This is a genomic window from Myxococcus sp. AS-1-15 (assembly GCF_020037055.1).
Lineage (GTDB): Bacteria > Myxococcota > Myxococcia > Myxococcales > Myxococcaceae > Myxococcus > Myxococcus fulvus.
In genome coordinates, this window is record NZ_JAIQDF010000005.1 from 466,700 (window position 1) to 492,564 (window position 25,865).

The 25,865-nt window shown below is 70.0% G+C and carries 17 protein-coding genes; 6 read left to right on the top strand and 11 right to left on the bottom strand.

Annotated features, from left to right (window positions below; genetic code table 11):
• The first annotated feature begins 172 nt into the window (after nucleotides 1–172).
• Nucleotides 173–2,401: a di-heme oxidoredictase family protein gene (locus tag K8625_RS17555; protein ID WP_223783338.1), complete on the top strand. Its 2,229-nt coding sequence runs from the start codon at nucleotides 173–175 to the stop codon at nucleotides 2,399–2,401.
• Nucleotides 2,402–2,462: 61 nt separating this feature from the next.
• Here K8625_RS17555 and K8625_RS17560 read toward each other — a convergent pair whose 3' ends face one another.
• From K8625_RS17560 to K8625_RS17575, 4 genes are all read right to left on the bottom strand, one after another.
• Nucleotides 2,463–4,628, bottom strand: coding sequence for a sensor domain-containing diguanylate cyclase (locus tag K8625_RS17560; RefSeq protein WP_223749036.1), 2,166 nt, complete (start codon nucleotides 4,626–4,628; stop codon nucleotides 2,463–2,465).
• A complete protein-coding gene (locus K8625_RS17565) occupies nucleotides 4,625–4,906 on the bottom strand; it encodes a septum formation initiator family protein (RefSeq protein WP_046718030.1) in 282 nt (93 codons plus the stop codon). Before K8625_RS17565 ends, K8625_RS17560 begins: the two co-directional genes overlap by 4 nt.
• A 113-nt stretch (nucleotides 4,907–5,019) precedes the next feature.
• Nucleotides 5,020–5,538 carry a TlpA disulfide reductase family protein gene (locus K8625_RS17570; RefSeq protein ID WP_223783339.1) on the bottom strand — a complete coding sequence of 173 codons (519 nt, stop codon included), beginning with the start codon at nucleotides 5,536–5,538 and terminating at the stop codon, nucleotides 5,020–5,022.
• Between the two features lies 1 nt (nucleotide 5,539).
• The gene (locus K8625_RS17575; protein ID WP_194869482.1) at nucleotides 5,540–6,010 is read right to left on the bottom strand and encodes a Fur family transcriptional regulator; all 471 of its coding nucleotides are present in this window, start codon (nucleotides 6,008–6,010) and stop codon (nucleotides 5,540–5,542) included.
• A 483-nt stretch (nucleotides 6,011–6,493) separates the two neighbouring features.
• Between K8625_RS17575 and K8625_RS17580 the strand changes: the two genes are divergently transcribed.
• The 3 genes from K8625_RS17580 to K8625_RS17590 all read left to right on the top strand — a co-directional run bounded on the left by K8625_RS17580 (nucleotide 6,494) and on the right by K8625_RS17590 (nucleotide 9,013).
• The gene (locus tag K8625_RS17580) at nucleotides 6,494–7,585 is read left to right on the top strand and encodes a hypothetical protein (protein WP_324289177.1); all 1,092 of its coding nucleotides are present in this window, start codon (nucleotides 6,494–6,496) and stop codon (nucleotides 7,583–7,585) included.
• Nucleotides 7,586–7,600: 15 nt separating this feature from the next.
• Entirely contained in the window at nucleotides 7,601–7,951 is a 351-nt protein-coding gene (locus K8625_RS17585; RefSeq protein WP_223783341.1) for an FmdB family zinc ribbon protein, read from the top strand.
• A 312-nt stretch (nucleotides 7,952–8,263) separates the two neighbouring features.
• Complete coding sequence (locus K8625_RS17590) at nucleotides 8,264–9,013, top strand: hypothetical protein (protein ID WP_223783342.1); 750 nt, start codon at nucleotides 8,264–8,266, stop codon at nucleotides 9,011–9,013.
• A 42-nt stretch (nucleotides 9,014–9,055) separates the two neighbouring features.
• On the opposite strand, the gene K8625_RS17595 is transcribed toward K8625_RS17590, so the two are convergent.
• Both K8625_RS17595 and K8625_RS17600 read right to left on the bottom strand, forming a co-directional pair.
• The gene (locus K8625_RS17595) at nucleotides 9,056–9,793 is read right to left on the bottom strand and encodes a PHP domain-containing protein (RefSeq protein WP_223749041.1); all 738 of its coding nucleotides are present in this window, start codon (nucleotides 9,791–9,793) and stop codon (nucleotides 9,056–9,058) included.
• A gap of 63 nt (nucleotides 9,794–9,856) precedes the next feature.
• Nucleotides 9,857–10,132 (bottom strand): hypothetical protein, encoded by a 276-nt coding sequence (locus K8625_RS17600; RefSeq protein ID WP_046713894.1) that lies wholly within the window; start codon nucleotides 10,130–10,132, stop codon nucleotides 9,857–9,859.
• A gap of 225 nt (nucleotides 10,133–10,357) precedes the next feature.
• Between K8625_RS17600 and K8625_RS17605 the strand changes: the two genes are divergently transcribed.
• Entirely contained in the window at nucleotides 10,358–10,564 is a 207-nt protein-coding gene (locus K8625_RS17605; RefSeq protein ID WP_141330411.1) for a hypothetical protein, read from the top strand.
• A gap of 80 nt (nucleotides 10,565–10,644) precedes the next feature.
• Here K8625_RS17605 and K8625_RS17610 read toward each other — a convergent pair whose 3' ends face one another.
• From K8625_RS17610 to K8625_RS17630, 5 genes are all read right to left on the bottom strand, one after another.
• The gene (locus tag K8625_RS17610; RefSeq protein WP_223783343.1) at nucleotides 10,645–12,801 is read right to left on the bottom strand and encodes an alpha-amylase family glycosyl hydrolase; all 2,157 of its coding nucleotides are present in this window, start codon (nucleotides 12,799–12,801) and stop codon (nucleotides 10,645–10,647) included.
• Between the two features lie 121 nt (nucleotides 12,802–12,922).
• The gene (locus K8625_RS44470; RefSeq protein WP_370641922.1) at nucleotides 12,923–15,469 is read right to left on the bottom strand and encodes a protein kinase; all 2,547 of its coding nucleotides are present in this window, start codon (nucleotides 15,467–15,469) and stop codon (nucleotides 12,923–12,925) included.
• Between the two features lie 64 nt (nucleotides 15,470–15,533).
• Nucleotides 15,534–19,817 carry a serine/threonine-protein kinase gene (locus K8625_RS17620; RefSeq protein WP_223783344.1) on the bottom strand — a complete coding sequence of 1,428 codons (4,284 nt, stop codon included), beginning with the start codon at nucleotides 19,815–19,817 and terminating at the stop codon, nucleotides 15,534–15,536.
• A gap of 52 nt (nucleotides 19,818–19,869) precedes the next feature.
• Nucleotides 19,870–22,269: a serine/threonine-protein kinase gene (locus tag K8625_RS17625; protein WP_223783345.1), complete on the bottom strand. Its 2,400-nt coding sequence runs from the start codon at nucleotides 22,267–22,269 to the stop codon at nucleotides 19,870–19,872.
• 27 nt (nucleotides 22,270–22,296) lie between these two features.
• Nucleotides 22,297–24,357 carry a protein kinase gene (locus K8625_RS17630; protein ID WP_223783346.1) on the bottom strand — a complete coding sequence of 687 codons (2,061 nt, stop codon included), beginning with the start codon at nucleotides 24,355–24,357 and terminating at the stop codon, nucleotides 22,297–22,299.
• Between the two features lie 62 nt (nucleotides 24,358–24,419).
• Here K8625_RS17630 and K8625_RS17635 point away from each other — a divergent pair, with 62 nt between their 5' ends.
• Nucleotides 24,420–25,817 carry a sigma 54-interacting transcriptional regulator gene (locus K8625_RS17635; RefSeq protein WP_223749046.1) on the top strand — a complete coding sequence of 466 codons (1,398 nt, stop codon included), beginning with the start codon at nucleotides 24,420–24,422 and terminating at the stop codon, nucleotides 25,815–25,817.
• Nucleotides 25,818–25,865 lie beyond the last annotated feature (48 nt).

A 25,865-nucleotide genomic window follows, 5' to 3' on the forward strand; every position in this document is an offset into this window, starting at 1 on the left:
CGTCCTCTCACGAATGTCGGGATTTAGACCCTAGTAGCTAAAATTTCCGAACATCATAGGAATTCTTGTCTGCCCGGCCTAAACCTCTACTTCCTTCGGATGGTGGAGAAAGCCGAGGCCACCATGCGGAGGTTCCCCCTGGAGAACGCGCATGCGTAACAGAGCAACAGGAATGGCCGTGGCATTGCTGTTGGCGGGCCTCGCGGCGAGCACCGCGAGCGCCGCCACCTATGGCGCTCAGCCGTCTGGCTCGTCCGCCATCTTCTTCATCGACACCACGTCGTGGGCCGACATCCACTACAAGGTGAACAACGGTGGGCAGCTCAACATCCGGATGGCCGTGACGAACGGCCGCAACCAGTACACGGTGAGCGGGCTGAACACCGGCGACGTCGTCGACTATTCGTTCACGTACTGGGACGTGGCGTGCAACTGCGCCTACGACACCGCCTGGGCGCGCTACACGCACTCTGGCACGCAGACGCCGGACGCGGGCTCCGGGACACCGGACGCGGGCCCCGGGCCTCAAGACGCCGGCCCTGCCCCCGACGTGGGCAACATCGTGCCGCTCTTCAACAGCGGCACCGCGCAGGAGCCCGCCACCACGCAGAACACGACGTCCGCGCTCATCACCCGCGTGGGAGATCGCGTCCGTGACAGGCACGCGCGCGAGTCCCAGTACCAGGCGTACGACCACTACCTGGCGCGCTACTTCGAGAACCGCACCTTCTGGCTCGAGATCATCGACGAGGTGGCCAAGGGCGGCAGTCAGATCAAGGTGAACCTGCACACCGTCTACCCCCACGACGGCACCAACTTCCGCGCCTTCTTCCGCGGCCTCAACACCGTGGCGGAGTACTTCCACAACGGCACCTTCGAGCGGGTGAACGACTACCTCTACACCGCCAGCGTCAACTTCAACGCCAAGGAGGGCCGCGCCATCCGCGTGGGCGACCGGATGGAGATCGAAGCCGGCGTCTTCCTTCGACAACCGGTGGAAGGCCGCTTCAACTACTACGGCCGCGCCCTGCTCTACATCGTCGGCACCGCCGGCATCGTCCCCTTCGAGGGCCAGGGCGCCATCCTGGACTCGTTCCCCCTGCCGGAGACGGCCTGGCTCGGCGGCCGCACCACGCTGAACTACCCGTACTCCAACGAGCCGCGAAACCGGTTCCTCCAGATGGCGCTGAACATCGCGCCGGTGAACGCGCAGCCCTTCGTCGAGGGCCGGCGCCTGCACCACACGGACTTCAGCGACGGCAGCCACTCGGAGCCGGGCAACCCGCTCTTCACCGCGCACGCGAACAAGCTGGGGCCGAACTACATCTCCCGCTCCTGCATCGCGTGCCACACCCAGAACGGCCGGGGCCTGCCGCCCGCGGTCAACACCACGCTGGGCAACTACGTGGTGAAGGTGGGGCGCGTCAGCGGCACCACGGTGACGGCGGACCCGTTCCTCGGCTTCCGCCTCCAGCCGCGCAGCACCAGCGGCACGCCCGAGGCGGACGTGCGCATCGCCAGCTGGACGACGAGCACCGGCACCTTCGCGGACGGCACGCCGTACGAGCTGCGCAAGCCCAACTACAGCTTCCTCAACGTCATCCCGACGAACCACTCGGCCCGCATCACCCCGCAGCTGGTGGGCCTGGGCCTGCTGGAGGCCATCCCGGAGACGTCCGTGGCCGCGCTCGCGGACCCGAACGACAGCAACGGCGATGGCATCTCCGGCCGAATGCAGGCCGTCGTCGACCCGGAGACGGGCCAGACGCGGCTGGGGCGCTTCGGCTGGAAGGCGGGCATCGCGCGGCTCAAGCACCAGGTGGCCGAGGCCCTCAATCGGGACATCGGCGTCACCAGCGCCGTGTTCCCCTCCCTGGACTGCGGCTCCTCGCAGCAGGGGTGCTCGGGCACAAGCCAGGAGCTGAACGCCACGGACCTGGACAAGATGGTCCGCTACGTGGCGCTGCTCGGCGTGCCCGCGCGGCGCGACCTGCGCGACACCCAGGCCCAGCGCGGCGAGACGCTCTTCCAGAACGCCGGCTGCGCGAAGTGCCACGCGACCAGCTTCACCACCAGCGCCTTCCACCCGAACGCGGAGCTGCGCGGCCAGACAATCCGCCCGTACACGGACCTGCTCCTGCACGACATGGGCACGGGGCTCGCGGACAACCTGCCCGAGGGCATCGCCAGCGGCGCCGAGTGGCGCACCCCTCCGCTCTGGGGCATCGGCCTCACGGCGGGCGTCAGCGGCGGCGAGGCGTACCTGCACGACGGCCGCGCCCGCTCGATCACCGAGGCCATCCTCTGGCACGGCGGTGAGGGTCAGGCCGCTCGCAACGCGTTCGCCGGCATGAACGCCGCGGACCGCGCCGCCCTGCTGCGCTTCCTCCAGACGCTGTAACCGAAGCCTCATCCCGGGCTCGGGGAGTCCGCCACACGCGGGCTCCCCGGGCTCGGAGGACTCAAGCCTCGTTGACGGCCTGCAGCTTCCGGCCACCCTGCATGATGGCCACGGTGACCGACTGGTTCCGGCCGTTGCGCTTGGAGTGGTAGAGGCACTGGTCGGCCAGGTCGATGAGCTGCTGCTTCTCCATCCCGTTGTCCGGGAAGGTGGCGATGCCCAGCGACATGGTGATGCGCAGCGGGCCCATCTCGGTCTGGAAGACCTCCGCCTTCACCGCCTCGCGGATGCGCTCGGAGATGGTGTACGCGCCCTTGGCGTCCGTCTCCGGCATGATGATGACGAACTCCTCGCCGCCGTAGCGGGCGACGATGTCCGTGTCGCGCGCCATGGACTTGATGATGCGCGCCACGCCCTTGAGCACCTGGTCTCCCGTCGGGTGGCCGTAGGTGTCGTTGACGCTCTTGAAGTGGTCCACGTCCGTGAGGATGACGGAGCACTTGCGCTGGTAGCGCCGCGCCTGTGCGAGGATCTCGTCCGCCTTCGTCTGGAAGGTGCGGTGGTTGAACAGGCCGGTGAGGCCGTCCGTGGTCGCCATCCGCTCCATCTGCTCGTAGAGCTGCGCGCGCAGCACCGCCTGCGCGGCCTGGATGGCGATGACCTCGATCATCCGCAGCACGTCCTGCTCGAAGTTCGCCTTCTTGCGCGAGCCCGCCACCAGCGTGCCCAGGATGCGGTCACCCGCCACCAGCGGGAAGATCTTCAGCGCGCCCAGGCCGCGAATCTGCGTCTCGTCGTCGAAGATGACCTGGCGGTCCATCGCCTTCAGGTCACGCCCCGGCAGCGGCGCGCCGTAGCGCACCACGTTGGCGACCAGGCCGTTGTTGTCCTGGAACGAGCGCCCCTCCAGCGCCTTGCCCTGCGCCGTGACGCCCGTCATCCGCGCCACGCGGTGCATGCGCTTGCCTTCCACTTCCGACACCAGCGTCACCGCGCAGAAGTCCAGGCCCGCCAGCTGCCGGGTGCTCTCCAGCACCGCGACGAAGACCTGCTCGGGGCTGCCCGCGCGGTTGAGCTCCTCGATGGCGCGGAAGAACCGGTCCTTCTCGTCGCGCGTCTTGCGGATGTAGCTCATCACCCGCTCGACCTCGATGGAGCGCAGCACCTCGCCGGCGATGGTGGACAAGAGCTTCTCGTCCTGGTCGCTGAACGGCTCGTTGCCCAGCCGGTCCGCCACGAGCACGCCGCGCACCAGTCCGCCGCCCTCGATGATGGGCACCGCCAACAGCGCCTGCACGCCCGGGCCACCGCCGTCGTAGTACGAGACGCCCTTCAGGCCCTGGGGCGAGTTCATCCGCACCGGCGCGCGGCGCTTGAGCACGCCGCCGATGATGCCCTCCCCTGCCCCGAAGCGATCCCGCTGCACCCGGTCCGAGCCGGAGCGGCAGTCATAGAGCTTCAGGCTCCGGTCATCCGACGTGAGCAGGAACGCCGCGCAGGTGTGCGTGCGCAGCCCCGTCTCGGCGATCTCCAGCGCGGCGTGCACCGCGCCTTCAATCTCCTTCACCGAGGCGACGAGCCACTTCTCGTCGGAGCTCATGCCGCTGAAGCTGTCCTGCGTGCCGGAGCTCACCAGGCGGAAGGTGCGCGCGCGCTCCTCCACCTCGCGGATGCGCTTCTGCACCGCGTCGCTCTCCGCCCGGCGCGCCACCGCGATGCGCGAGGCGAGCACCAGGTGGTACAGGCCCGCGAAGAGCACGAGGAACGCCGAGTGCGTCGCGAAGCTGGCCGGGTTCGGCCACGGGCCGCCCAGCGTCACCAGCCCGTCGAACACCAGCGCCACGCCCAAGAGCGTCAGCCCCGCGTTGCGCGGCAGGAAGGCGACCAGGAACGCCATCAACAGATAGACGATGGGGAACAGCTCGCCGCCGCCGATGGCCACGACGATGAACGCCGCGGCGATCAACCCGCCGCCCAGCTCCAGGTCGTCGCGCAGGTCGATGACCGCGCCCACCGAGCCGCGCATGGCCCGGCGCCACGCCGCCACGGCGATGCCCACCAACAGGAACAGCACCAGCCCGGCCTCGGTCCACTCCAGGGTGTGCAGCCCCCGGAAGCCCCCGCGCGCCAGGTGCACGAAGGTGGACAGGCCCGCCGCGGCGGGGATGAGCCGCACGACGTGACGCAGCAACTTCCCGGGCGACGGAAACGTGCTCAGCGACGTCATGGGGACTCCAGGTGGAAGACGAGTTCGCCCGGCTTCACGTAGCCAAGCTCTTCACGGACGGCCCGCTCCAGCGCCGCGGGGTCCTTGCGCAGGGCGGCGATCTCCTGACGCAGCGCCTCGTTCTGCGCGTCCAGGGCGGCGTTGCGCTGCTGCAGCGCGCTCACGTCCTGACGCAGGGAGAGGTAGCGCCGGAAGCCCTTGGCGTCCGCCACCGACAGCAGGCTCAAGGCCCCCGCCACACCCACCGCCACACCCAGGAGCTTTCCGCGTGCCGTCATGAACGCCACGGACGGTACCAGCGAGCCTTGCCCCCGCAAGTAATCCGCTCCAGCCCTGTAGCAGTCGACGCGGCCTCACGCGCGCGCGACGCAAGCCGCGCGACTCGGAGCCGTCAGTCCTGCTTCAGGAGCTTCTCGATCGCCTCCGCCACGTCCGCGTGCCCCTCCACGCCCTGCCACCCGGCCACCGCGCGGCCACGCCTGTCGAGCAGCACCGTGGTGGGCAGCCCCTTGATGGGGCCGAAGGGACTGCGGCCATCGATGATGCGCGCGGAGGCGAGCAGCACCGGGTACGGCGACGCGTAGTGGTCCGCGAAGGGCTGGAGCACGCGGGCGCCCTCCAGGTCCATGCCCACGGCCACCACCTGGAAGCCCTGGGCGCCGTACTCGCGCTGGAGCGCCTCCAGCGTCGGCATCTCCGCCAGGCACGGGAAGCACCACGTGGCGAAGAAGGAGACCAGGACGACCTTGCCGGACAGCTTGCCCACGTCGTGGCGCGTGGGCCCCACCGACGGCAGGGCCAGCGCGTGCAGGAAGGCCGGCCCCGCGTCCACCGGCCGCGACCCGGCGCAGCCCGCCGACGCGACGGTCAGCAGGACGGCACAGGCCGCGACCCGGAGGACGGCCCGCATGTCACGCTTCCGAGGGTGGGCCGCCACCGCGCTGGCAGTCACGACACAAGCCGTACAGCTCCATCTTGTGCGACGTCACCGTGAAGCCGTGCTTGCGGGCCACCGCGTCCTGGAGCGTCTCGATGCGGTCGTTCTCGAACTCGACGATGGTGCCGCAGCGGGTGCAGATGAGGTGGTCATGATGGTCCCTCCCCGCCGCCGCCTCGTAGCGCGTCTGGCCGTCACCGAAGTTGCGCGCGTGGGCCAGGCCGCACTCGTTGAGCAGCTTCATGGTCCGGTACACGGTGGCCACGGAGACCTTCGCGTCCTGTGAGCGAACCTTGTTCCACAGCTCCTCCACCGACAGGTGGCCGCCGACGGCGAAGAAGGTGTCGATGATGAGGCTGCGCTGCCGCGTGCTCTTGAGGCCGTGTTGGGCCATGTAGCGGGCGAGCACCTCGTCCTTGTCCTTGATTTCTTCGTGGCCCTGCATGGAAATCCCTCGGTAGGAGGCCGGCCTTGCGGCGCCCCTCCTCATCCTTGTTGTAACCGCGCCGAGCGAATCGCGCGCTTCCCGCCCCGCCCCAGGCTCCGGTCATCCTCGAAGTAAAGCGTCAGCGACGACTGTTGGTCTCCGGACGTGGGGCATCTGATACCTCCAGCCCACCCCGCCGGCAACGTCCGGCAGCCGGTGCCAGCAAGCCCTCCCCCCTCCGCTCGCCCCCCATCGCGACTTGCAACCGCCACAGGCTGTTTAGAATGGAGTCGGACTGGCTCATTGACACCTGTCTGGCCGCGAAGATAGAGGCATCCGCCCTCGTAAACGAGCATTTTTCCGCACCTTTCCATGACCAGCCCCTGGCAGAGAAGACGACAGCCCGACGACGTTCCCACCCCCGTGGCGGTTGCCGTCTCGGATTTCTGCCGGCGCGCGAAGTCGCCGGCCCCCGCCCCGGAGGTCCGGGAAGCACTCGCCTTGTTGGCCGAGGACGACGACTTCCGGGTCCGAGCCCTCGCCGACGGTGAGCCGGAGACCTCCCCCCTCGGCCCCTTCGCCGTGGTGGACATCCTCCAGGGCACCGCCCCCGCCGTCGCCGCGCAGCGTCAGTCCTGCGGCTTCTACGACGTGGCGCGGGAGCTGGCCTACGTGCGCGAGCAGAAGACGCCCAAGCCCGCGCCCGCCGCCAGCCCGGCCATCCCCTCCTTCGCCACCCCGGCCCCCCAGCCCTCGGGCGACGGCGCCAGCAAGGCGGCGAAGAAGGGCGCCAAGGCCGAGGAGCCCTCCATCCTGGAGCGCATCGCCCCCAAGAAGCGCGTCGCCGTGGACGAGGAGACGACCTCACCCATGGATCAGGACGAGGGGCACAGCTTCCTGCGCCGCGACCTGCCCCGCCCCCGCGGCCGGTTCACCCGCGTGGAGGCGCCTCGCAGCCCGTTCGTGGAGCTGACGCGCCAGAGCGGCAAGGACGTCCTGGAGGCCTCGCTGGAGGGCTCCGAGCACCGCTTCGCCCTGCTGCGAAACCTCTCGCACCGCTTCAATGGCTCGCGTGGAGACCTGTCCCTGGTGGATCTGGAGACGGTGCTGCGCGATCACGGCCTGCTGGAGGCGCTGCAGGAGAAGGAGCGACTCCAGCTCCTGGACGCCTACACGCAGCAGCGTGGCGCCACGGGCCGGGTGGGCTGGGCGCTGGGCGTGAGCCCGCCGGAGCTGCAGCGGCTGGTGTCCGCGGTGGGGCTGACCGAGGAGGTCGAGGCCCTGCGCGAGCGCTTCCGCCGCGAGGCGCTGGCCACGTCCCATCTGACGCACCGGCTGGATCTGCTGGGGCGCGAGAAGTACCTCGCGGACCTGGGCATCCAGCGCAAGTTCAACGACTCGCTCCGCAAGGAGCTGGAGCGGCTGCTGAAGGACGAGGTCCCCACCGCCTCGGACCTGCACGGCCTGGCCGAGGCCGTGGGCCGCAAGTATGGCTCGCCCGGTGAGCTGGTCTTCCGCGCCATCGAGCGCCTGGGGCTGGCGGAGGGGCTGCGCAAGCAGCTGCACTCCGGTGGCCCTTCCTCAACACCCTGAAGAGGCAAACCACCCATGCCCATCTACGAGTACGCCTGCCAGAGCTGTGGAAAGATCATCGACGTGCTGCAGAAGATCTCCGACCCGACGCCCGCGGCCTGCACCGCCTGCGGCGCGGAAGGCTCGCTGACCAAGGTGGTCAGCCGCTCCAGCTTCGTCCTCAAGGGCGGAGGCTGGTACTCGGACCTGTACAGCTCCACGAAGAAGGACGGCGACTCGTCGTCCTCCTCCAGCTCGTCCTCGAGCAGCAGCTCGTCCTCGTCGAGCAGCGCGTCGTCCAGCAGCAGCTCGTCGTCGAGCAGCACGCCCGCCGCGTCGATTCCCGCCGCCTCCACGCCGGCGGCGGCCTCCAGCGACAAGAAGTAGCCGCCCGGGCGGGAGGGGCTGAAAATTCGCGCGGGGTCCGGGAGCGACGCACACTCGCTCCCCGTGCCCTTCCCTCCCTCCAAGCGTCCTCCCCGTCGCTGCGCCCTGTGTGGCCATCCGGAGCTCACGGATACGCGCGGGCTCGGCCGCTTCCTGCTCGTTCCGGACCCGCATGGCCGAGGCCCCGTGTGTCCGTCGCAGCGCGGCTGCCGTGGCGGCAAGCGGGACAGCGCGGCCGAGTCCACGCTGACGCAGGCCTCGCGCTGAGCTAAACCGGGACCTCCCGCGCGCCCTGTCGCGGAAGGTGCCCCGATGCTCGCTCGACGCCCCCACTCCCTCCTGACAGTCCTCGTGCTGACCGCGCTCGCGGCCGGCTGCGGCAACTACACCCGCATGGCGCCGGACGCCCGCACGTCCCTCCATCGGACCCTCACCGGCCCCGACGCGGAGCAGTACCTGCGCCTGTCCGGCAACGTCACGCCCTTCTTCGGCGACGGCTCCAAGCGCCTGCTGACGCCCTACGCGCCCGAGGACGTGCGCCTCCTGGACGACAGCAGCGGCAAGCCCATCTCCCCCGGCGCGGTGGAGCGCACCCTGCCTGTGGGCACGAAGCTGCGCATCACCAAGGTGGAGTTCCCCACCGCGTGGGTGGTGGCCGAGCGCGTCCTCTACACCCCGCGCACCTGGCCCTGGGTGTACCTGGCCGAGGACGGCGCGAAGCCCGACGCCCCGCCCCTCATCCTCGTGCTGCCGCCCAACCTGGATCAGCCCAACGACTTCCGCGCGGAGCTGGAGAAGTACCTCTCCCCGCAGAACCCCAAGGCCCTGATGGAGGCGTTCGCCGCCCCCGTGCGCGACGCCATCCGGGAGAAGCGCCTGGTCGCCAACATGTCGGCGGACGCGGTGCGCATGGCCTGGGGCCCGCCGGAGCTGGTGCGCCGCTCGCTGGAGGGCGCCGCCAAGAACGAGGAGTGGACGTACCCGGGCGGGCGCCGCAAGGCCTTCCTGTCGGACGGCCGGCTCGCTCGCGCCGAGGAGGCCGGGGCCTCCGTTCTGCCTTGAGACGAGGCCGGGGCCTGCGTGCCGCCCTGAGCCGCCGAGGCCCTACCGGCGACCGCCGCCACCACCGCGGCGGCGCTTGCCACCCCCACCGCCGCCCTGCTTGCGGGCCGCCTGGGCCTCCCCCGGGCGCGTCAGCCGGGGCAGCTCGCCGGCCATCACCGGCCAGAACTCGCCCTTGAGCAGCTCGGCGATGAGCTGGGCCTGCGACGTCACCGGGTTCTTGAAGAACGTGGCGCCCCGGCCCACCTCGTCCAGCGAGCCCCGCGCGTCGCTGCCACCGGTGCACGGCAGCTTGAGCGCCTCGGCGGCCTCCACGGCCAGATCATTGGACGTCTGCTTCACCCGGGCGTTGTAGCCCTCCACCGCGCACAGCACGTTGAGCGAGCGGACGTAATCCATGGCCGGGTTCGGAGAATCCCTGTCGAAGGGCCGGGCGGCGACAATGGCCGCACCCAGGGCCTTCACCTTGGGCAGACACTCCGCGGCGCTCCAGGGCTTCTCGCGGTTGCTGCCCCACATCTGCACGGGCTCCGGGGCCAGCTCCGGCTTCGGGAAGAAGCACAGGTATTGGCCTCGGTCCGTGACCAGCTCCAGCCCGACGAAGACCTTCACCTTCGCCTTCGCACCAATCTCGAACAGCTCGTCGCAGCCGTCCTGGGTGTTCGTCTCGGTGAAGGCCACCCCGTCCAGGCCGAACATCGCGGCCCGTTCCAGCACGGCGCGAGGGTCCAGCTCGCACCCCTTGGACAGGTGGGAATGGGCGTGCAGGTCGATGAGCATGGGCGCCGCTCCCTAACAGGCTCCCCCGGGGCTGTCGAGCCCGTGCTGCCCGCCCCGCCCCTCTCAGGCGAAGGCGTAGGACTGGAAGGTCCCCTGCTTGGCCTGCGTGTTCTTCTCCTCGTAGGTGCGGATGAGGTAGCCCATCAGCATCAGCGAGGACGTGTTCTCCAGCACCCGGGACGGGTCCTTCGAGATGAGATTGGCGCTGTAGTTGAGGAAGAACTGCGCCAGCTCCTCCCCCGCCTCCTTGACGATGAGCGCGTTCAGCGCGGTGGGCTCCATCGTCCGGATGGTGTTGATGAAATCAACCGCCAGATCCTTCTTGGTCTTCACGTCCACGGGCCTGCCCCCTTCCCCAACACGCCGCCACTCGTGGCCCCTGCCGCGAGCGCCCCCAACCGGGTGCGACCAGGACAATCTAGGCATGTCCCCCGCGCTGCAAACCCCCGCCACGAGGCCACCCACACACCCCCCGCCAGGAAGCCGGGTTTTTGACACCTCTGAACACCCCGTGCGATAAAGCCCCCTTGTCCTGTGTCGGGACCGCACAAGGAGTGGCAGGCGATGTTCACGGGCGTGAAGGTCTTCTCCGCCACCAAGGCGAAGGAGCGCGAGGAGCTGGGTGAGAACGTCACCCGTTGGATGAAGAGCAACTCCGATCTGGAGATCGTGGATCGCGTGGTGTGCCAGTCGTCCGATAACGAATTCCACTGCTACACCCTCGTGCTCTTCTACCGGCACGGGAAGCAGCAGCAGCCGTCGCAGCCGTAGTCGCAGGCAGTCCCCGCGGCCCGTCGCCGGGTCCGCGGTCCGGAAGGGGGCGGCCCCCCTCCTCCCTCATCCCGAGCGGCCTATTCGGCGCGAGGCACGTACACGGCGACGCTGCGCGCGGGGACGACCAGCTGGGTCTCCGTGCCGGCGAGCTGGAGCGTCCTTCCGCTGAAGACGTCCACGTACGTCGCGGCGCTGGCCGCCAGGCTCCCCAGGGGCTCCACCACCAGCGGGCGCTCCACGTCGCTCCGGTTGATGGCCACCACCGCGCCCTGTCCGTCCGGCAGCGAGCGCTGGTACACGTACAGGTCCTTCTCCACGCGCAGGGTGTGCCGCGAGCCGGTCTGCAGCGCCGGCGACGCCCGCCGCGCCTGCCCCAGCTTGCGCACGTGCTCGAGCAGGTCCGCCTCCAGCTCGGTGAGCGTGGAGTCAAAGCGCATCAGCCGGCGGTTGTCCGGGTCTCCCGCGCCGGGCAGGCCCACCTCGTCGCCGTAGTAGATGAGCGGCACGCCGGGCTGGGTGAGCACGAAGGTGAAGCCGTACTTCGCCTTCTCGAACGCGGCCGCGTCCGTCACCGTGGCCGCCGGGCGCGCGCTGCTCCAGGGGTCTCCGCCCTCCCCGTCCAGCTGCTTCGCGGCCTGGGACATGAAGCGGGCCACGTCGTGGTTGCCCAGGAAGGGAGAGTTGAGCGTGCCGGGCGCGTAGTAGACCTCGTTCTCGCGCACGGCCTGGTCCACGCGCTCCAGGCTCTGACCGTCCGCGAAGGCCTCGCGCACCGGCCAGTACAGCGGGAAGTCGAACTGGCCATCCAGCTCGCGGGGGCTGATGTAGCGGGCAATCTGGGAGCGACCATCCGCGCCCACGAAGGTCTCACCCACCAGGTAGAACTCGGTGCCCGTCATCGCGGTGAGGTCGCGCAGGCGCCCGCGCAGGGTGCGGCCGGCCACCTGGTCCATGTGCTTCACCGCGTCCATGCGGAAGCCGTCGAAGTCCGCCTCCTCCAGCCACCACAGCGTGTCCGCGATGAACTGGTCCACCATGTTCGACGAGCGCCAGTTGAAGTCGGGCAGGTAGTCGGTGAACTTGCACGTCAGCCGCTTCTCCTCCCAATCGCAGTCCTGGCTGCCGCACACGCAGCTGGCGGAGGTGTTGAACCAGTCGTCGTCGCGGTGATTGACCCAGTACGGGTGCTCCTGGTGGACGTGGTTGAGCACCAGGTCGGCGATGACGCGGATGCCCTTCTTGTGGGCCGCGGCGGTGAGCGCGCGCAGCTCCTCGAGCGAGCCGAAGCGGTGCTGCGTGGTGCGCGGCTGCGTGGGCCAGTAGCCGTGGTAGCCCGAGTAGTACTTGCCGCCCGTGCCGATGAAGCGGCCCTCGGGGTTCTGGTCCACGGGCGAGATCCACAGCACCTTGACGCCCAGCGAGTCGAAGTAGCCGTCCTCCAGCTTGCGGGTGATGCCGGCGAAGTCGCCGCCCTGGTAGTTGGCGATGGGGTCCACGTCCGCCACCGGCCCGTCATTGTCCGGGCGGGCGTTGAGGAAGCGGTCCGTGAAGGCGAAGTACATCAGCCCGGACTCCCACCGGAACTTCTGGGGCTCCACCCAGAACGGCAGGTAGAGCGGCTCGGCCGAGCGGCCCGCCTTGTCCGTGGCCACCACCTTCACGTGGTGCTTGCCCTGCCCCAGCGCCTCCTCGTGCAGGGTGATGCGGCCCGTCTTCGCGTCGAACGCGTCGGGGCGCGGCTGGCCATCCAGCGTCACCACCACCTTGCCCGTGTCGGGGCCGGCCTCATCGGTGCCGTCGACGTACGCGACCTCCACGTCCAGCACGCCCTCGGGCGTCGCGGTGAAGCGGCGCAGCTCCAGCATGGGCTGCCGGCAGTCGGGCACCGTCAGGCGCGAGTACTCCTCCGCGCGCACCCAGCGGGAGTACGGGTTCTGCGGGTCCATCACCTGCTGCTGGCCGATGACGAAGCGGTAGCCGTAGTCGCGCGGCTCCAGCCCCTCCAGGCGCGCGGTGTAGACCCCGTCACCCCGGTCCGCCATGCGCAGCGCGGAGGAGGAGAAGCCATTCCATTCCCCCGCGACGGACACCGCGCCCACGAGCGACTGCTGCGGCGCGTACGTCAGCACCACCTCGCAGGTCCGGACGGGGATGGAGTCTTCGGAGTCACCACAAGCCGCGGAGAGGAGCAACACCGGAAGCGCGAGCGAACGGACCATGCGGGAGTGCGTCATGCGAGCGCCTTTCTACGGGAGGCCCGCTCGGTTTTCCAAGCCCCCACCCGGCGCCTTTTTGACTCGCCGCATCACGCCCCGGGATTGACCGGCACCGGACACCCGGCCGTCTCGGGCCTTCCTATTGCTGGGAGGCGCCCGTCACGCCCTCGTACTCCTGCAGCGCGCGCAGCACCTTGCTCGCCTGGGGGTGGCTGCTGGGCGCCAGGTCCAGGAAGAGGCGGTAGTGCTTCGCCCCCTCCTCCTTGCGCCCGAGCCGGGCCTCCACCGAGCCCAGCAGCAGGTGGCACTCGTAGTTCCCAGACTCCACGGAGATGCACTCGCGGGCCTTCGCCCTGGCCGGCTCGTACTGCTTCGACCTGAGCAGCTCCCGCACCTCGGTCAGCAGCTTCTGGCCCGGGGTCTCGGGCTCGGGCGTCTCGTCGATGACCAGCGAAGCCGCCGGCCGGGGCCCGGAGGGTGCCTTCGCGGTCCCCTGGCGCTGGGGCGGCGGAGGGGGCTCCGTCGGGCGGGCGGAGTCGGCGAAGTCCTGGTCCAGCGCGCCCTTGGCGGACGTGATGCGGACCTCCACCTGGCCCTGGTTGTCCGAGGGGTCATCGTCCACGAAGCCGCAGTGGAGCCCGTGGACGCCGGTGAGCGGGACGTCCGCGCCCTGGGACAGGAGGAAGCGCCTGGCGCGGGCCGGAGGCGTCCCGGGGCCGTCGCGCTCCAGGGAGACCTGCTGGACACAGGCCACCGTCACCACCGGCCCCTGCCCCGGGCCGCGGGTGAAGGCGCCCGTGCCCACCGACGACAGCGACAGCGTGTAGCTGTCCGAGGGGTCCATCCCGTCGAGCAGGAAGCTGCGGCCCACGTCGGTGACCATCCACTCCGGGTGGATGAGCAGCTTGCGCTCCTGATGGGTGCGGGTGTTCACCACGGAGACGATGCGCTCGGGAAGGTCGTCCTGGGGCGTGGGCCCGCCCACCGTGAAGACCATCACCGACGCGGCGCCCGCCGGCGGCGTGTCGCGACCGACCATGCCCACCGCCGCGTCCGCCGCGACGTTCTTGCCCGTCAGCAGGTAGAAGAGGCTCGGCAGGGGCTTGGCCCGGTCCGCCGCGGTCAGCGACGTCGACTCCGTGACGCGGTAGGTGTGCGCCGGATCCATCGCGCCCAGCGCCGCGCGCCCGGAGGACACCGCGAACAGGTGCCGGGCCGCGTCCAGCCGGAACGAGGCGACGGGCATCCGGGCGGAGTCCACGCCCTCCTTCCTGGGCGTCACCACCGCCTGCTGCGCCGGCTTCACGACGGGCGGCCCCGGCGCCACGCGCGGCGCGTCCGCGTCCTTGAGCTGCGGGCCGGGCAGCGGGGGCCTCGCCGGCCCCGCGCTCGCGGGCTTTTCCGGCGGCATCCAGTCCGCCTTGAGCCGGTCGAAGGACGACCACAGGAGCGCCAGCAGGATGAGCAGCCCCGTGCCCACCACGACGTGGTGCGTGGAGATGCGGAAGCCGTTCTCGAAGAAGCCGCCCCGGTCCGGCGAGTTGCCGTCCGTGTCGTCCTCGTCCTCCGCCAGGCTCTGACCGCCGTCGGGCAGCTCGCTCGGGTGGCTCTCCTGCGTCGCGGGCTCGGTGCGCAACTCCGGGGCCGACAGCTCCGTGGGCCGGGGCAGCAGGTTGGTGGTGGCGCGCCAGACGGACAGCTCCTCCACGAACGAGGCGGGGACCTTGGTGTCCTTGCCCAGCTCCGTCATGTCGGGACGGAACAGCTCGCGCAGCAGGTAGGCGGCGGACATCGCGGAGAAGCGTGGCGCGGCCTTGAAGAGGAACCCCGCGAGCGCGTCGCCGAAGGCATGCGCGGACTCGAAGCGGTCCTCCTTCCGCACCGCGAGCGCCTTGTGGAGGATGGCGTCCAGGCGCACCGGCACGTCCGGCCGCACGTCCCGCGCGCGAGGCATCGGCTGGCGCGTGTGCAGCTTGTGCAGCACCGCGTACTCGGGCCCCTCCAGGGGCAGCCGGCCGCACACCATCTCGAACAACACCACCGCCGTGGCCCACACGTCCGTGCGCGCGTCCACCTCCTCGCCCCGGGCCTGCTCGGGGGAGAAGAACAGGTACTTGCCCTTCACCACGCCGGGCGCGGTGTCGAAGCTGCGCAGCGAGCGCGCCTTGGCGATGCCGAAGTCGACGATCTTGACCTGGCCCTCGTAGCTGATGAGCACGTTGTCCGGGGAGATGTCCCGGTGCACGATGTGCAGCAGCTCACCCTTGTCGTCCGTGCGAGTGTGCGCGTAGTGCAGCCCCCGGCACATCTCCAGGGCGATGTACGTGGCGATGGGCACCGGAAGGCTGGCGAACTGCGAGCGCAGCGCGCGCTTCATCACCTTGTTGAGCGGCTGCCCGTCCACGAACTCCATGGCCAGGAAGTACTCGCCATCCACCTGCCCGAAGTCGAAGACCTGGGCGATGGCGCCGTGCGACAGCGAGGCGGAGATGCGCGCCTCGCTGATGAACATGGAGACGAACGCCTCGTCGTTGGCGTACTCCGGCAACACCTTCTTGATGAGGACGGGCTTGGTGACCCCCGCGGCCCCCAACAGCTGGGCCCTCCAGGTCTCCGCCATCCCCCCGCGGCCGATTCGCGACTGGAGCTCGTACCGGCCAAACTGTTCGTGCTGCGCATTCGCCATTGCGGCGTAGGGTATCCCGGGGCATCCCGTTCAAAAAGGGTCGTCAGGGAATACCCGCGACCTCTCATCTCCCGAGGGGCGGGGGCGTTTTCCCTGAATTTGTCTGGCCATACGTCTGGAGGATGCCATTCACCGAGCGCGCCTCGGGGTGGTGGGGGTGCCGCTTGACGAAGGTCCGGTAGCGCTCGAGGGCGCCCTCGGTCCTCCCGAGCAAGAGCTGCATGGCGCCGGAGAGGACGAGGCAGTCGGGCTGCTCGGGAGCCATGCGCAGACAGTCCTCGGCGAGCAGGAAGGCGTCGTGGTGCTGACCGGAGCGCGCCAGCCGTTGCGCCTGGAGGGCCAGTCGCTCGGCCTCCTCGTGATTCGGGGTGGAGGGCCGGCGCGCCTTCTCCCATGGGGTGACGTGGACCTCGGCCTCGCCCTCGTTGTCGAAGCTGGCGTCGTCGATGAAGGCGCAGCGCATGCCCTGGATGCCGCGGACGTGGGCCTCTCGCCACTCGGAGATGAGGACCTGCAGGGGCTGCTCGGCATGGGCGCCCGGTTCGCGGGGGCCCGGGGCGGACTCGTGGGGAGACCATTCGAGGCAGGCCACCTGGGCGGCCGGGCCGTGCGCGCGGCCTCGGAGGAACACGCCCTCCCCTCGGGGCACGAGTGAGAGGGCATAGGTCTGCCGGACGTCGAGCCCCTTGATGAGGAAGCCCTTGCGAGCGGAGAGGCGCATGGGCTCGGGGTGGAAGGTGAAGCGCTGTTGGTCCTCGGTGTTGACCTTGCGGAGGTAGACGGACTGGGGCGAGAGGTCCTCTCGCGTGGGCTCGCCGAGGGTGAACAGCGAGATGGCGCGGACGCCCTGGAGGGTGATGGGGTGGCGGGACACGATGCCCTCGCGGACCTCGGGACGGACCGCGTCTCCGGAGAGCAGGAAGAAGACGAGGGGCTCCCTGCGCGGCGTGGGCTCCTGGATGAGCGGGTCGGCCATCCACTTCGCCTGCGTCATCCCCCAGAAGCTGTAGCTGGCCGAGGCATCGAGGCGGGAGAAGGCGACCAGGTCGAGCGGCACGCGCAGGACGTGGCGCTTCGAGTCGAGCACGAAGGCCGTCTCCTTCGGGTACTCGCCCACGGACTCGGGCTCGTCGGTGGGCTCGGTGCCGTCGGCTCCTGGCGAACCGTGGGGCGAGACGGCCACGAGCGGCCGTGGGTCCGGGGACGCGGCGGTCGGGTCACCGGGGGCAGGCTGGGGTCGCGCCTGCGGACGGAGGGGGTTCGCCCCACCGGGTCCCGTCGGAGCGGGGATGGGCTGGGTCGGGGAGATCTCCCCGGGCTCGGACCGCCTCGATACGAGGAAGGGGATGGCCACCGCGGAGAGCAGCAGCAGGGCGGCGCCCGCGGCGATGACGGTTCGACGATGACGCCTCGGGATGGAGATGGAGGCGAGCCGGACCGTGGGCGCGCTCCCGGCGGGAACCGAGTTCAGCACCACGGTGGGCGCGTTCGCGGCGCGCGCCGAGGCCTCCTGATTCGACATGGGCGCCATCCCCGCGGGCAGCGTGCGACGCGGAGGCGGCGACGCGGGGAAAGGCGGGGTCGGCACGGCGTCCGAGCGAAGCACCTCCGTGGGCGCGCTCGCGGCGCGGGTCGCGGCCGCTGGAACCCCCATCGGCGCCGGGCCCAGGGGGTGCGTGCGACGTGGCGGCAGCGAGGTAACGGAGTCGGAGTGGAGCAACTCCGTGGGCGCGCTCGCCGCACGTGTGGAGGCTTCCGGGATGGCCCTGGGAGCTGAATCCAGGGTGTGGGTACGACGTGGCGCCCCCGGCGTCGCGGAGGTGGCCCCTGGGTGCGGTGACTCCACGGAGGCGCTCGCCGCACGCGCGGATGACTCCGGGACGACCGCGGGAATCGAGCCGAGGGTGCGAGTACGACGTGGCGACGAAGTGGAGGTCGCCACGGTTCCTGGCGCGGGAGCTGAGTGCCCCTCCGCGGGCGAGCTCGCCGCACGAGTCGACGCGTCCTGGGCGACCAGGGGAACCGGACCCGAGGTCTGGGTGCGACGTGGGGGCGGAGAGGCCGCCGCCGAGGTGGATGGGGCCGATCCGGGGTACCCCTCCGGATAGCTGGTCGCCGCGCGCGCCGACGGCACCTCCTGGAGGACCATGGGCATCGAGCCCGAGGTCTGCGTGCGACGTGGAAGCGGAGGAGCCGCCCCCGAGGTTGTTTGGGCGGATCCGGGGTACCCTTCCGGATGGCTGTTCGCCGCGCGCGCCGACGACACCTCCTGGAGGTCGCTGGGCATCGAGCCCGAGGTCTGGGTGCGGTGTGGTGACGACGAGGAAGGCCCCTGGACCGAGGGGAACCGCACGGTGGGCGTGCTCACGGCCGACGAGGCGTCGTGAACCGCCGCGGGGAGCGAGCCCGCAGTCTGCGTACGGCGAGGTGACGAAACCGAGCCCCCCGACGAGCTCGAGGCGGAGACCGAGAACGCGGGCATCGTGTTCTCCGCCGCGTCATCGCTCGCCACGGAGAACAAGGTCGAGGTCTGCGTGCGACGCGGTGGCGTCGTCGACGAAGGTCCCGATGCGATCAACGCCGAGAGCGAGAACTCCGGCATCGTGAACTCGGAAGCCTCGGGGACCACCGAGGGCAGCGAGCCTTCCGTGCGGGCGCGTCGGGGCGGCGACGATGAAGGTCCCGACGGGTTCGAAGCGGAGAGCGAGAACTCCGGCACCGTGGAGTCGGGAGCCTCGGGGACCACCGCGGCCAGCGAGCCCTCCGTGCGGGTGCGTCGAGGAGGCGGCGACACGGATGGCCCCGACGGAGCGGAAGCGGAGAATGCGAACGCGGGCACCGTGAGCTCAGGTGCCGCGGGCAACGAGCCCTCGGTGCGGGTACGACGTGCTGGAGACGCCGAGAACGACCGCGCCTCGGAGGTGCTGGCCGAGGACGCAGGCAGCTCCCCAGACGTCTGGGTTCGACGCGGTGATGAGGGGCCCGGAGTCGTCGGACTCGGAGCTCCACCGTTCGACGCCTCCACCGAGGACACCGCGCCGCCAGGCATGGCCCGGGGGCCGGAAGTCACCGCGGACCGAGGCGGCGTGGACCGGGTCGCTGACCCCGACGTCGAGGCGCGCGGCGGCGTTGCTGGCGAGGCTCCCCCGCCGGTCGAGCGCTCCCCTGCCCCGCCATCCCCTCTCACTGCCTTCGCGGGTCCAGGCGTCGTGGGCCGCGTGGACGCCAGCGGAGGACCGGATGGCGCGGGGCGAACCCCGGCCCCCACTCCGGGCGTCGTGGGTCGAGCATCCTCGGGCGTCACGTCCGGCAGCGGGGCTCGGGGACCGGAGCCTGGTGACTCCTGCTCGCGCCACGTCGACAGCTCCTCGACGAAGGCGGGAGGGACCTGGAGCTCACGGCCGTCCTTCTGCAAGTCCTCCCGGAACAGCTCACGAACCAGGTAGGCCAGGTTCATCGTCGAGAACCGGGGCGCGAACGAATAGAGGAACGCGGCCAGCGTGTCGCCGAAGGCATTGGCGGACTCGAAGCGCCGCGCCACGTCCACCGACAGCGCCTTGAGGATCAGCTCATTCAGCTCGGGCGGCAGCTCCTGGCGCAATTGGATGGGCGGCGGGAAGTCGCCCTGGGCCATGCGGGTGAGGACCACCGGCTCGGGGCCCACCACGGGAGGCTGTCCGCAGAGCATCTCGTACAGCACCAGTCCCGTGGCCCAGATATCCGTGCGAGCATCCACGTCGCGCCCCCGGGCCTGCTCGGGGGAGAAGTACAGGTACTTGCCGCGCACGACGCCGGGCTCCGTGTGGAAGCCGCGCAGCATGCGGGCCTTGGCGATGCCGAAGTCGACAATCTTGACCTGGCCCTCGTAGCTGATGAGGACATTGTCCGGAGAGATGTCGCGGTGGACGATGCCCAGCGGCACGCCCCTCTCGTTCGTGCGCGTGTGCGCGTAGTTCAATCCCCGACACATCTCCAGGGCGACATAGACGGCCAGGGGGATGGGCAGACGCGGCAGGCCCATCCGCGCGCCCCGCTTCAGGACGCGATTGAGCGGCTGTCCATCCACCAGCTCCATGGCCAGGAAGTACTGGCCATCCATCATCCCGAAGTCGAAGACCTGCGCGACGTTGCCGTGGGACAGCGAGGCCGAGATGCGCGCCTCGCTGATGAACATGGAGACGAAGGCGTCGTCGTCGGCGAACTCGGGCAGGACCTTCTTGATGAGGACGGGCTTGGTGACTCCGGCGGCGCCGAGCAGCCGCGCGCGCCACGTCTCCGCCATGCCGCCACGGCCGATGAGGAACTGGAGCTCGTAGCGTCCGAACTGCTCATGTGGATCATGCGCCATGAGTGCCCCCCCGGGCCTTGCGCGGAAGATACGACAGGTCACGAACGAACGCTCACCGCGGTGGATCCACCCCTTCCAGACCTGACAACAAGCCCTTCACGACCTCCGTCTGTGCATGCCGGGGATGCAGCTCCAGGAACCGTCTGTAGAGGCGCGCCGCCTCGTCCGGGCGCCCCTCCAGCGTCGACGCGGTCCCGGACATGAGCAGACATTCCGCGTGCTGGGGGGCCAAGGACAGACACTTCTCCCCGAGCGAGCGCGCGCCCCCGGCGTCACCGGCCTGCAGCCGTTGCCGCATCTGCAGGACCAGCGTCCCCACGTCCGCGCTCCGCGCCTTCTTCGGAGGCGGACGCTGGGAGGGCTCGGGCTCCTCGATGCGCAGCCGCAGCGCGCCCGAGTTGCCGTCCACGCTGTCGTCGATGAATGCACACCGCAGCCCGAGCACGCCTCGAACGCGACGCTCGGTACCGACGGAGAGGAGGAACTGGAGCAGGGCCCCTTCCCGCTCGGGCCTGGGGGCGTTGCGTGGCGCCGCATCGGCGTCGGGCACCCACTGCGCGCAGAGGACGGCGCGCGCGGGTCCTGCCTTGGGTCCGTGGAGGAACGCGTCGCGCTCGGTCGGCTCCAGCTTGAGGGAGTACAGGACCGCCGGATCCAGACCGGTGAGCGTGAGCGCTCGCTTCAGGAGGAGGCCTTCCGCGTCCGGGCGGAAGGTCGTGGTCTGGAACTCTTCGCGGCCACGGCCCGCGAGTCGGATGGTGCGTCCGGGGATGGCGCGAAGCCCCGGCGGTCCCAGCCTGAACAGCGAGGCGAAGCGGGCCCCCGAGAAGCGCGTCGGGGCGAGCGTCACCTGACCGAGACGGACGGCCTCGGGGAGTGTGTCCGCGTCCCCGGACAGCAGATGGAAGACCGGGGTCGGCCCGTCGACGTCGGGGGTGAGGACCTCGGGCTCGTCCTGAGCGGGGACCGTCGCGTCGCCGAGCGCATAGGTCCGCGAGGGGTCGAGCGACTCGAAGGTCCGGAACGTCCGCGGAACGATGAGGACATCGCGGTCCGCCTCGAGCATCAGCTCCTTCACGGGATACGCGATGACGGCGGGAGGGCGCAGCTCGCCGGTCACGGGCCGCGTGTCGTCCCCCGCTACCGGAGTGCCGGTGGAGTCCGAGGGGATGGCGCGGGCGATCAGGAGTCCGGTGAGCACCGTGCCGATCCCCCCGAGGGACACGAGTCCGGCCACACGCCATCTGCGGGAGAGCCACAGGCGCGACATGAGCCCGAACGCGCCGAGCAGCTGCGTGGGCGGCTCGCCGGACAGGCGCGCGGCATCGAGCACCGTGCGGTCCAGGTCCGGACTCCTGGCCAGGGGCATGGTGCCGGGGTGTGGAGCGGCGGGGAGCTCCAGGGTCTCCCGGGGGTGCGGCTTCGAGGGGGGCCTGGAGCGGGCCTCGGAGGTGCGCCAGGACGCGAACTCCTCCTCGAAGGAGCGAGGGACGTTGAGGGTGCGTCCCTCCTTCTGGAGGTCCTCGCGGAAGAGCAGCCGGAGTGCGTGCGCCAGGTCCTGGGACGAGAACGAGCGGTTCTGGGAGTAGAGGAACTCCGCGAGCCCTTCGGCGAAGACATGCGCGGAGTGGAAGCGCGCGGACAGGTCCACCGAGAGGGCGGACATGATGAGCGCGTCCAGCTCGGCGGGGAGGCTGGGGCGAAGGTGTCGGGGTGGAGGGAACTCGCCGTAGGCCAGCCGCAGCATCACCGAGGCCTGGGTGCCGGTGACGGGAGGTTGTCCGCAGAGCATCTCGTAGAGCACGAGCCCCGTGGACCAGACGTCACTCTGGGCATCGACCTCCAGGCCCTTGGCCTGCTCGGGGGAGAAGTAGAGGTACTTGCCGCGCACGACGCCGGGCTGGGTCTCGAAGTCGCGGGCCATGCGGGCCTTGGCGATGCCGAAGTCGACGATCTTGACCTGGCCCTCGTAGCTGATGAGGACGTTGTCCGGAGAGATGTCGCGGTGGACGATGCCCAGCGGGGCGCCCTTCTCGTCGGTGCGCGTGTGCGCGTAGTGCAGGCCCCGACACATCTCCAGGGCGATGTACGCGGCGAGCGGAGGCGGCAGTCGCGGCAGGCCGAGCCTGGCGGCGCGCTTCAGGACGCGATGGAGGGGCTGGCCGTCGACCAGCTCCATGGCGAGGAAGTACTGCCCCTCGACGCGCCCGAACTCGAAGACCTGGGCGATGTTGCCGTGGGACAGCGTGGAGGAGATGCGCGCTTCACTGATGAACCGGGAGATGAAGTCCGAGTGGTTGGCGAACTCGGGCAGCACCATCTTGATGAGGACCGGCTTGGTGACGCCCGCGGCACCGACGAGCTTCGCGCGCCACGTCTCCGCCATCCCGCCCCGGCCCAGGAGGGACTGGAGCTCGTATCGGCCGAAGCGTTGGTTCCGTTCGGTGGACATGGGCGCGTGCCGTGGCGGTAGAATGGGTCAATAGCGGCTTGAGTCGTAGGCCTTGAGCAGACTCGTCACTCCGCTGCGGCTCGGATGGTTTTTCGGAGCAAGCTCAAGGAAACGCCTGTAGCTCTTTGCCCCCTCATCGATCTTGTTGAGCCGGGCGTATGTGATTCCCAGGACCAGGTGGCAATCAGGATCTTCGGGAAACATCGCATGGCATTCCTGCGCGATCTCCAGAGCCGCCGGGTATTTCTGTCGCTTGAGCAACTCCCGGGTCTTCTGAACCAAGTCGCGCGCCACGCTCTCAGGGGTGCTCGGGTTCGAAGATGTGGCGGAACCAGCTCCCGCTGGTGGATTCGCAGGGGCATCCTTGTCGTAGATGACCTTGTATCCGGGAGGAGCTTCCTTGGGTTGCGCGACCTTCGCCTCCGCGCTCTTCCTCGAGTACTCCTCCACCAGGGTCCGCGCGGTCTTCGCGAAATCATGCTCGGGGTGACGCTCGACGAACCGCTGATACCGAGCAGCGGCCTCCTCGAACCTCCCGTCTCGCGCATGGCTGGCCCCAGCAATCAACAGACACTGAGGATGGTCCGGTACGTTCTTGAGACATTGATCCGCGAAGTCCGCGGCGCTCCGATAGGCCCCGTCATCCCGAGCGCGTTGAGCCTTCTTCCGAGCCTCCTCGGCGAGCTCCGCGGCCGACATCCGGCGCGCGCCCTGTTCTTCGTCGAGCCGCCCCGGAATCGGGTACGCGGGATTCACCTGCGGGCGGGAGGACTGCGGCAGGGGCAGCTCCCGACTCCTCCCGAAGAGCCAATAGACGCCCCCCCACAGCGCGCCCACGACCGCCGCGGCGACCATCAGCATCCCCCATTTCGTCCCGCGTGCGAGACTCCCCGTCGCGTGCGTCGGAACCTCGGGCGCATCATCCACGACCGGAGGCGGCGCCTCGCTCACCGCGGGCAACAGCTTCCGCGTCGCCCGCTGAAGCCGGGGCTTCAAGTCCGTCTCGACCTTGGACAGCGCCTGCGAGACCACCGGCTTCGCCCCACGTGAGGGCTGCGGCGGCTCCTCCGCCGGAGTCTCCGCTTGCTGCCGCCACAGCGTCAGCTCATCGATGAACGACGGAGGCACGGACAACTCCCGCCCCTCCTGTGCCATGTCCCCACGGAACAGCACCCGCGCCAGGTACGCCAGGTTCATCGCGGAGAAGCGCGGTGAATACGAGTACAGGAACCCCGCCAGCGCATCCGCGAACGCATTCGCCGACTCGTACCGCGCCGACAAATCCACCGACAGCGCCTTCATGACGATGTCGTCCAGCTCCTCCGGGATGCCCGCGTACACCTCCCGAGGCGAAGGAAACTCCCCGTTCGCCATCTTCATCATCACCGCCGCCTGCGAGCCCGACACCGGCGGCTGCCCGCACAACATCTCGTACAGCACCAGCCCCGTCGCCCACACATCCGTCCGCGCATCCACCTCCCGCCCTCGCGCCTGCTCCGGCGAGAAGAACAGGTACTTCCCCTTCACCACCCCCGGCTCCGTCTGGAAGTTGCGCGCCATCCGCGCCTTCGCGATGCCGAAGTCGACGATCTTCACCTGCCCCTCGTAGCTGACCAGCACGTTGTCCGGAGAGATGTCCCGGTGCACGATGCCCAGCGGCACACCCTTGTCATCCGTCCGCGTGTGCGCGTAGTGCAGCCCCCGGCAGATCTCCAACGTGATGTACGTCGCGATCGGAATGGGCAACCGCGGCAGGCCCGTCTTCACCGCCCGCTTCATGATGCGGTGCAGCGGCGGCCCGTCCACCAACTCCATCGCCAGGTAGTACTGCCCATCCACCCGTCCGAAGTCGAAGACCTGCGCGATGTTCCCGTGGGACAGCGTGGCGGAGATTCTCGCCTCGTTGACGAACATCGACACGAACGCGTCGTCCGCCACGAACTCCGGGAGCACCTTCTTGATGAGGACGGACTTCGTCACGCCGGCATCGCCCATCCACCGGGCGCGCCACGTCTCCGCCATTCCCCCCCGACCGAGCCAGGACACCAACTCGTATCGGCCGAACCTGTCGCCGGGCTGCAAGGCCATATCAAGAACAGACCCTACCCCACTTTCCTGGGACCCCGAACTTCCCAGGTCTTCCCCGTGCTATGTTCCGGACCGTGGCAAGTATGGGAGACGAGGATGGGGATGACGCGCTGGTCCGGACCGATACCCTGCCGGCACTCCGGAGCGCGCGCGTCCGGGTGAAGCTGGCGGTGCTGTCCGGGCCGGATGCCGGACGGGTGTATCCGCTGGCGCCAGGGCGCTACCGGGTGGGCTCCGAGGCGTCGGCGGACATCGTCCTGCCGGATCGCGCCGTCTCCAGGCAGCACCTGCTGCTGGAGGTCCGGGACAATCTCGTGCGCGCCACGGATCCGGGCTCGCGCAATGGCTCCTTCTGCGAGGGCATGCGCTTCTCGGAATTGGAGGTTCGTCCAGGGGCCACGCTGACCCTTGGGACGACGGAGCTGCGGCTCGTCGCCGAAGGCGAGAAGTCCAAGGCTCCGCCCCTCTCCACCCGGACGAGCTTCGGGGGCCTGGTGGGCACCAGCCGCCGCATGCGGGAGGTCTTCACCCTCCTGGAGCGAATGACCCAGCAGGGCGAGTCCGACGTCCTCATCCAGGGCGAGACGGGCACCGGCAAGGAGCTGTGCGCGGAGGCCATCCACACGCACGGCTCGCGCGGCAAGGGCCCCTTCGTCATCGCGGACCTCGCGGGCATCCCTCCCCAGCTCCTGGAGAGCGAGCTGTTCGGCCACGTGAAGGGCGCCTTCACCGGGGCCCAGGCGGATCGCGCGGGCGCCTTCGAGCGCGCCCACGGTGGCACCCTCTTCCTCGACGAGGTGGGCGAGCTCCCGCTCGAGGTCCAACCGCGCCTCCTGCGCGTGCTGGAGCGCCGGCAGGTCAAGCGCGTGGGCGCCAACGACTACCGCACCTTCGACGTGCGCGTCGTCGCCGCCACGCACCAGGACCTCGAGGGCGCGGTGAAGCAGGGCCGCTTCCGCGGCGACTTGTTCCACCGCCTCGCGGTGCTGCGCGTCGTGCTGCCGCCCCTGCGCGAGCGCCCCGAGGACATCCCCCTGCTCATCGACACCGTCCTCTCGCGCCTGGGCAAGCCCCCCAGCGCCCTCTCCGAGGTCACGCGCGCCCTGCTGACGCAGTACCCGTGGCCGGGCAACGTGCGCGAGCTGCGCAACGTGGTGGACCGCGTGGTCAGCATGGGCGAGGAGGCGCTCCCGGAGATGCCCGACCTGCCCGAGGCGCCCCCTCGCGCGCCCTCCTCCCAGGACGAGGAGGACGACGAGTCCACGCTGTCGCTGGCGCTCGACCTGCCCTTCAAGGAAGCCAAGGAGCGCCTCATCGAGGGCTTCGAGCGCGACTACCTGCGCAACCTCGTCGAGCGCTGCGAGGGCAACGTGTCCCGCGCGGCGCGTGAAGCGGGCATCGACCGCGTGTACCTGCGCAAGCTCCTGCGCAAGCACGGACTGGACTCGGGCGGGCCCTGAGTCGGACGGCGACACACGCTACCGGACACGCCCACCTCCACGCGGGGT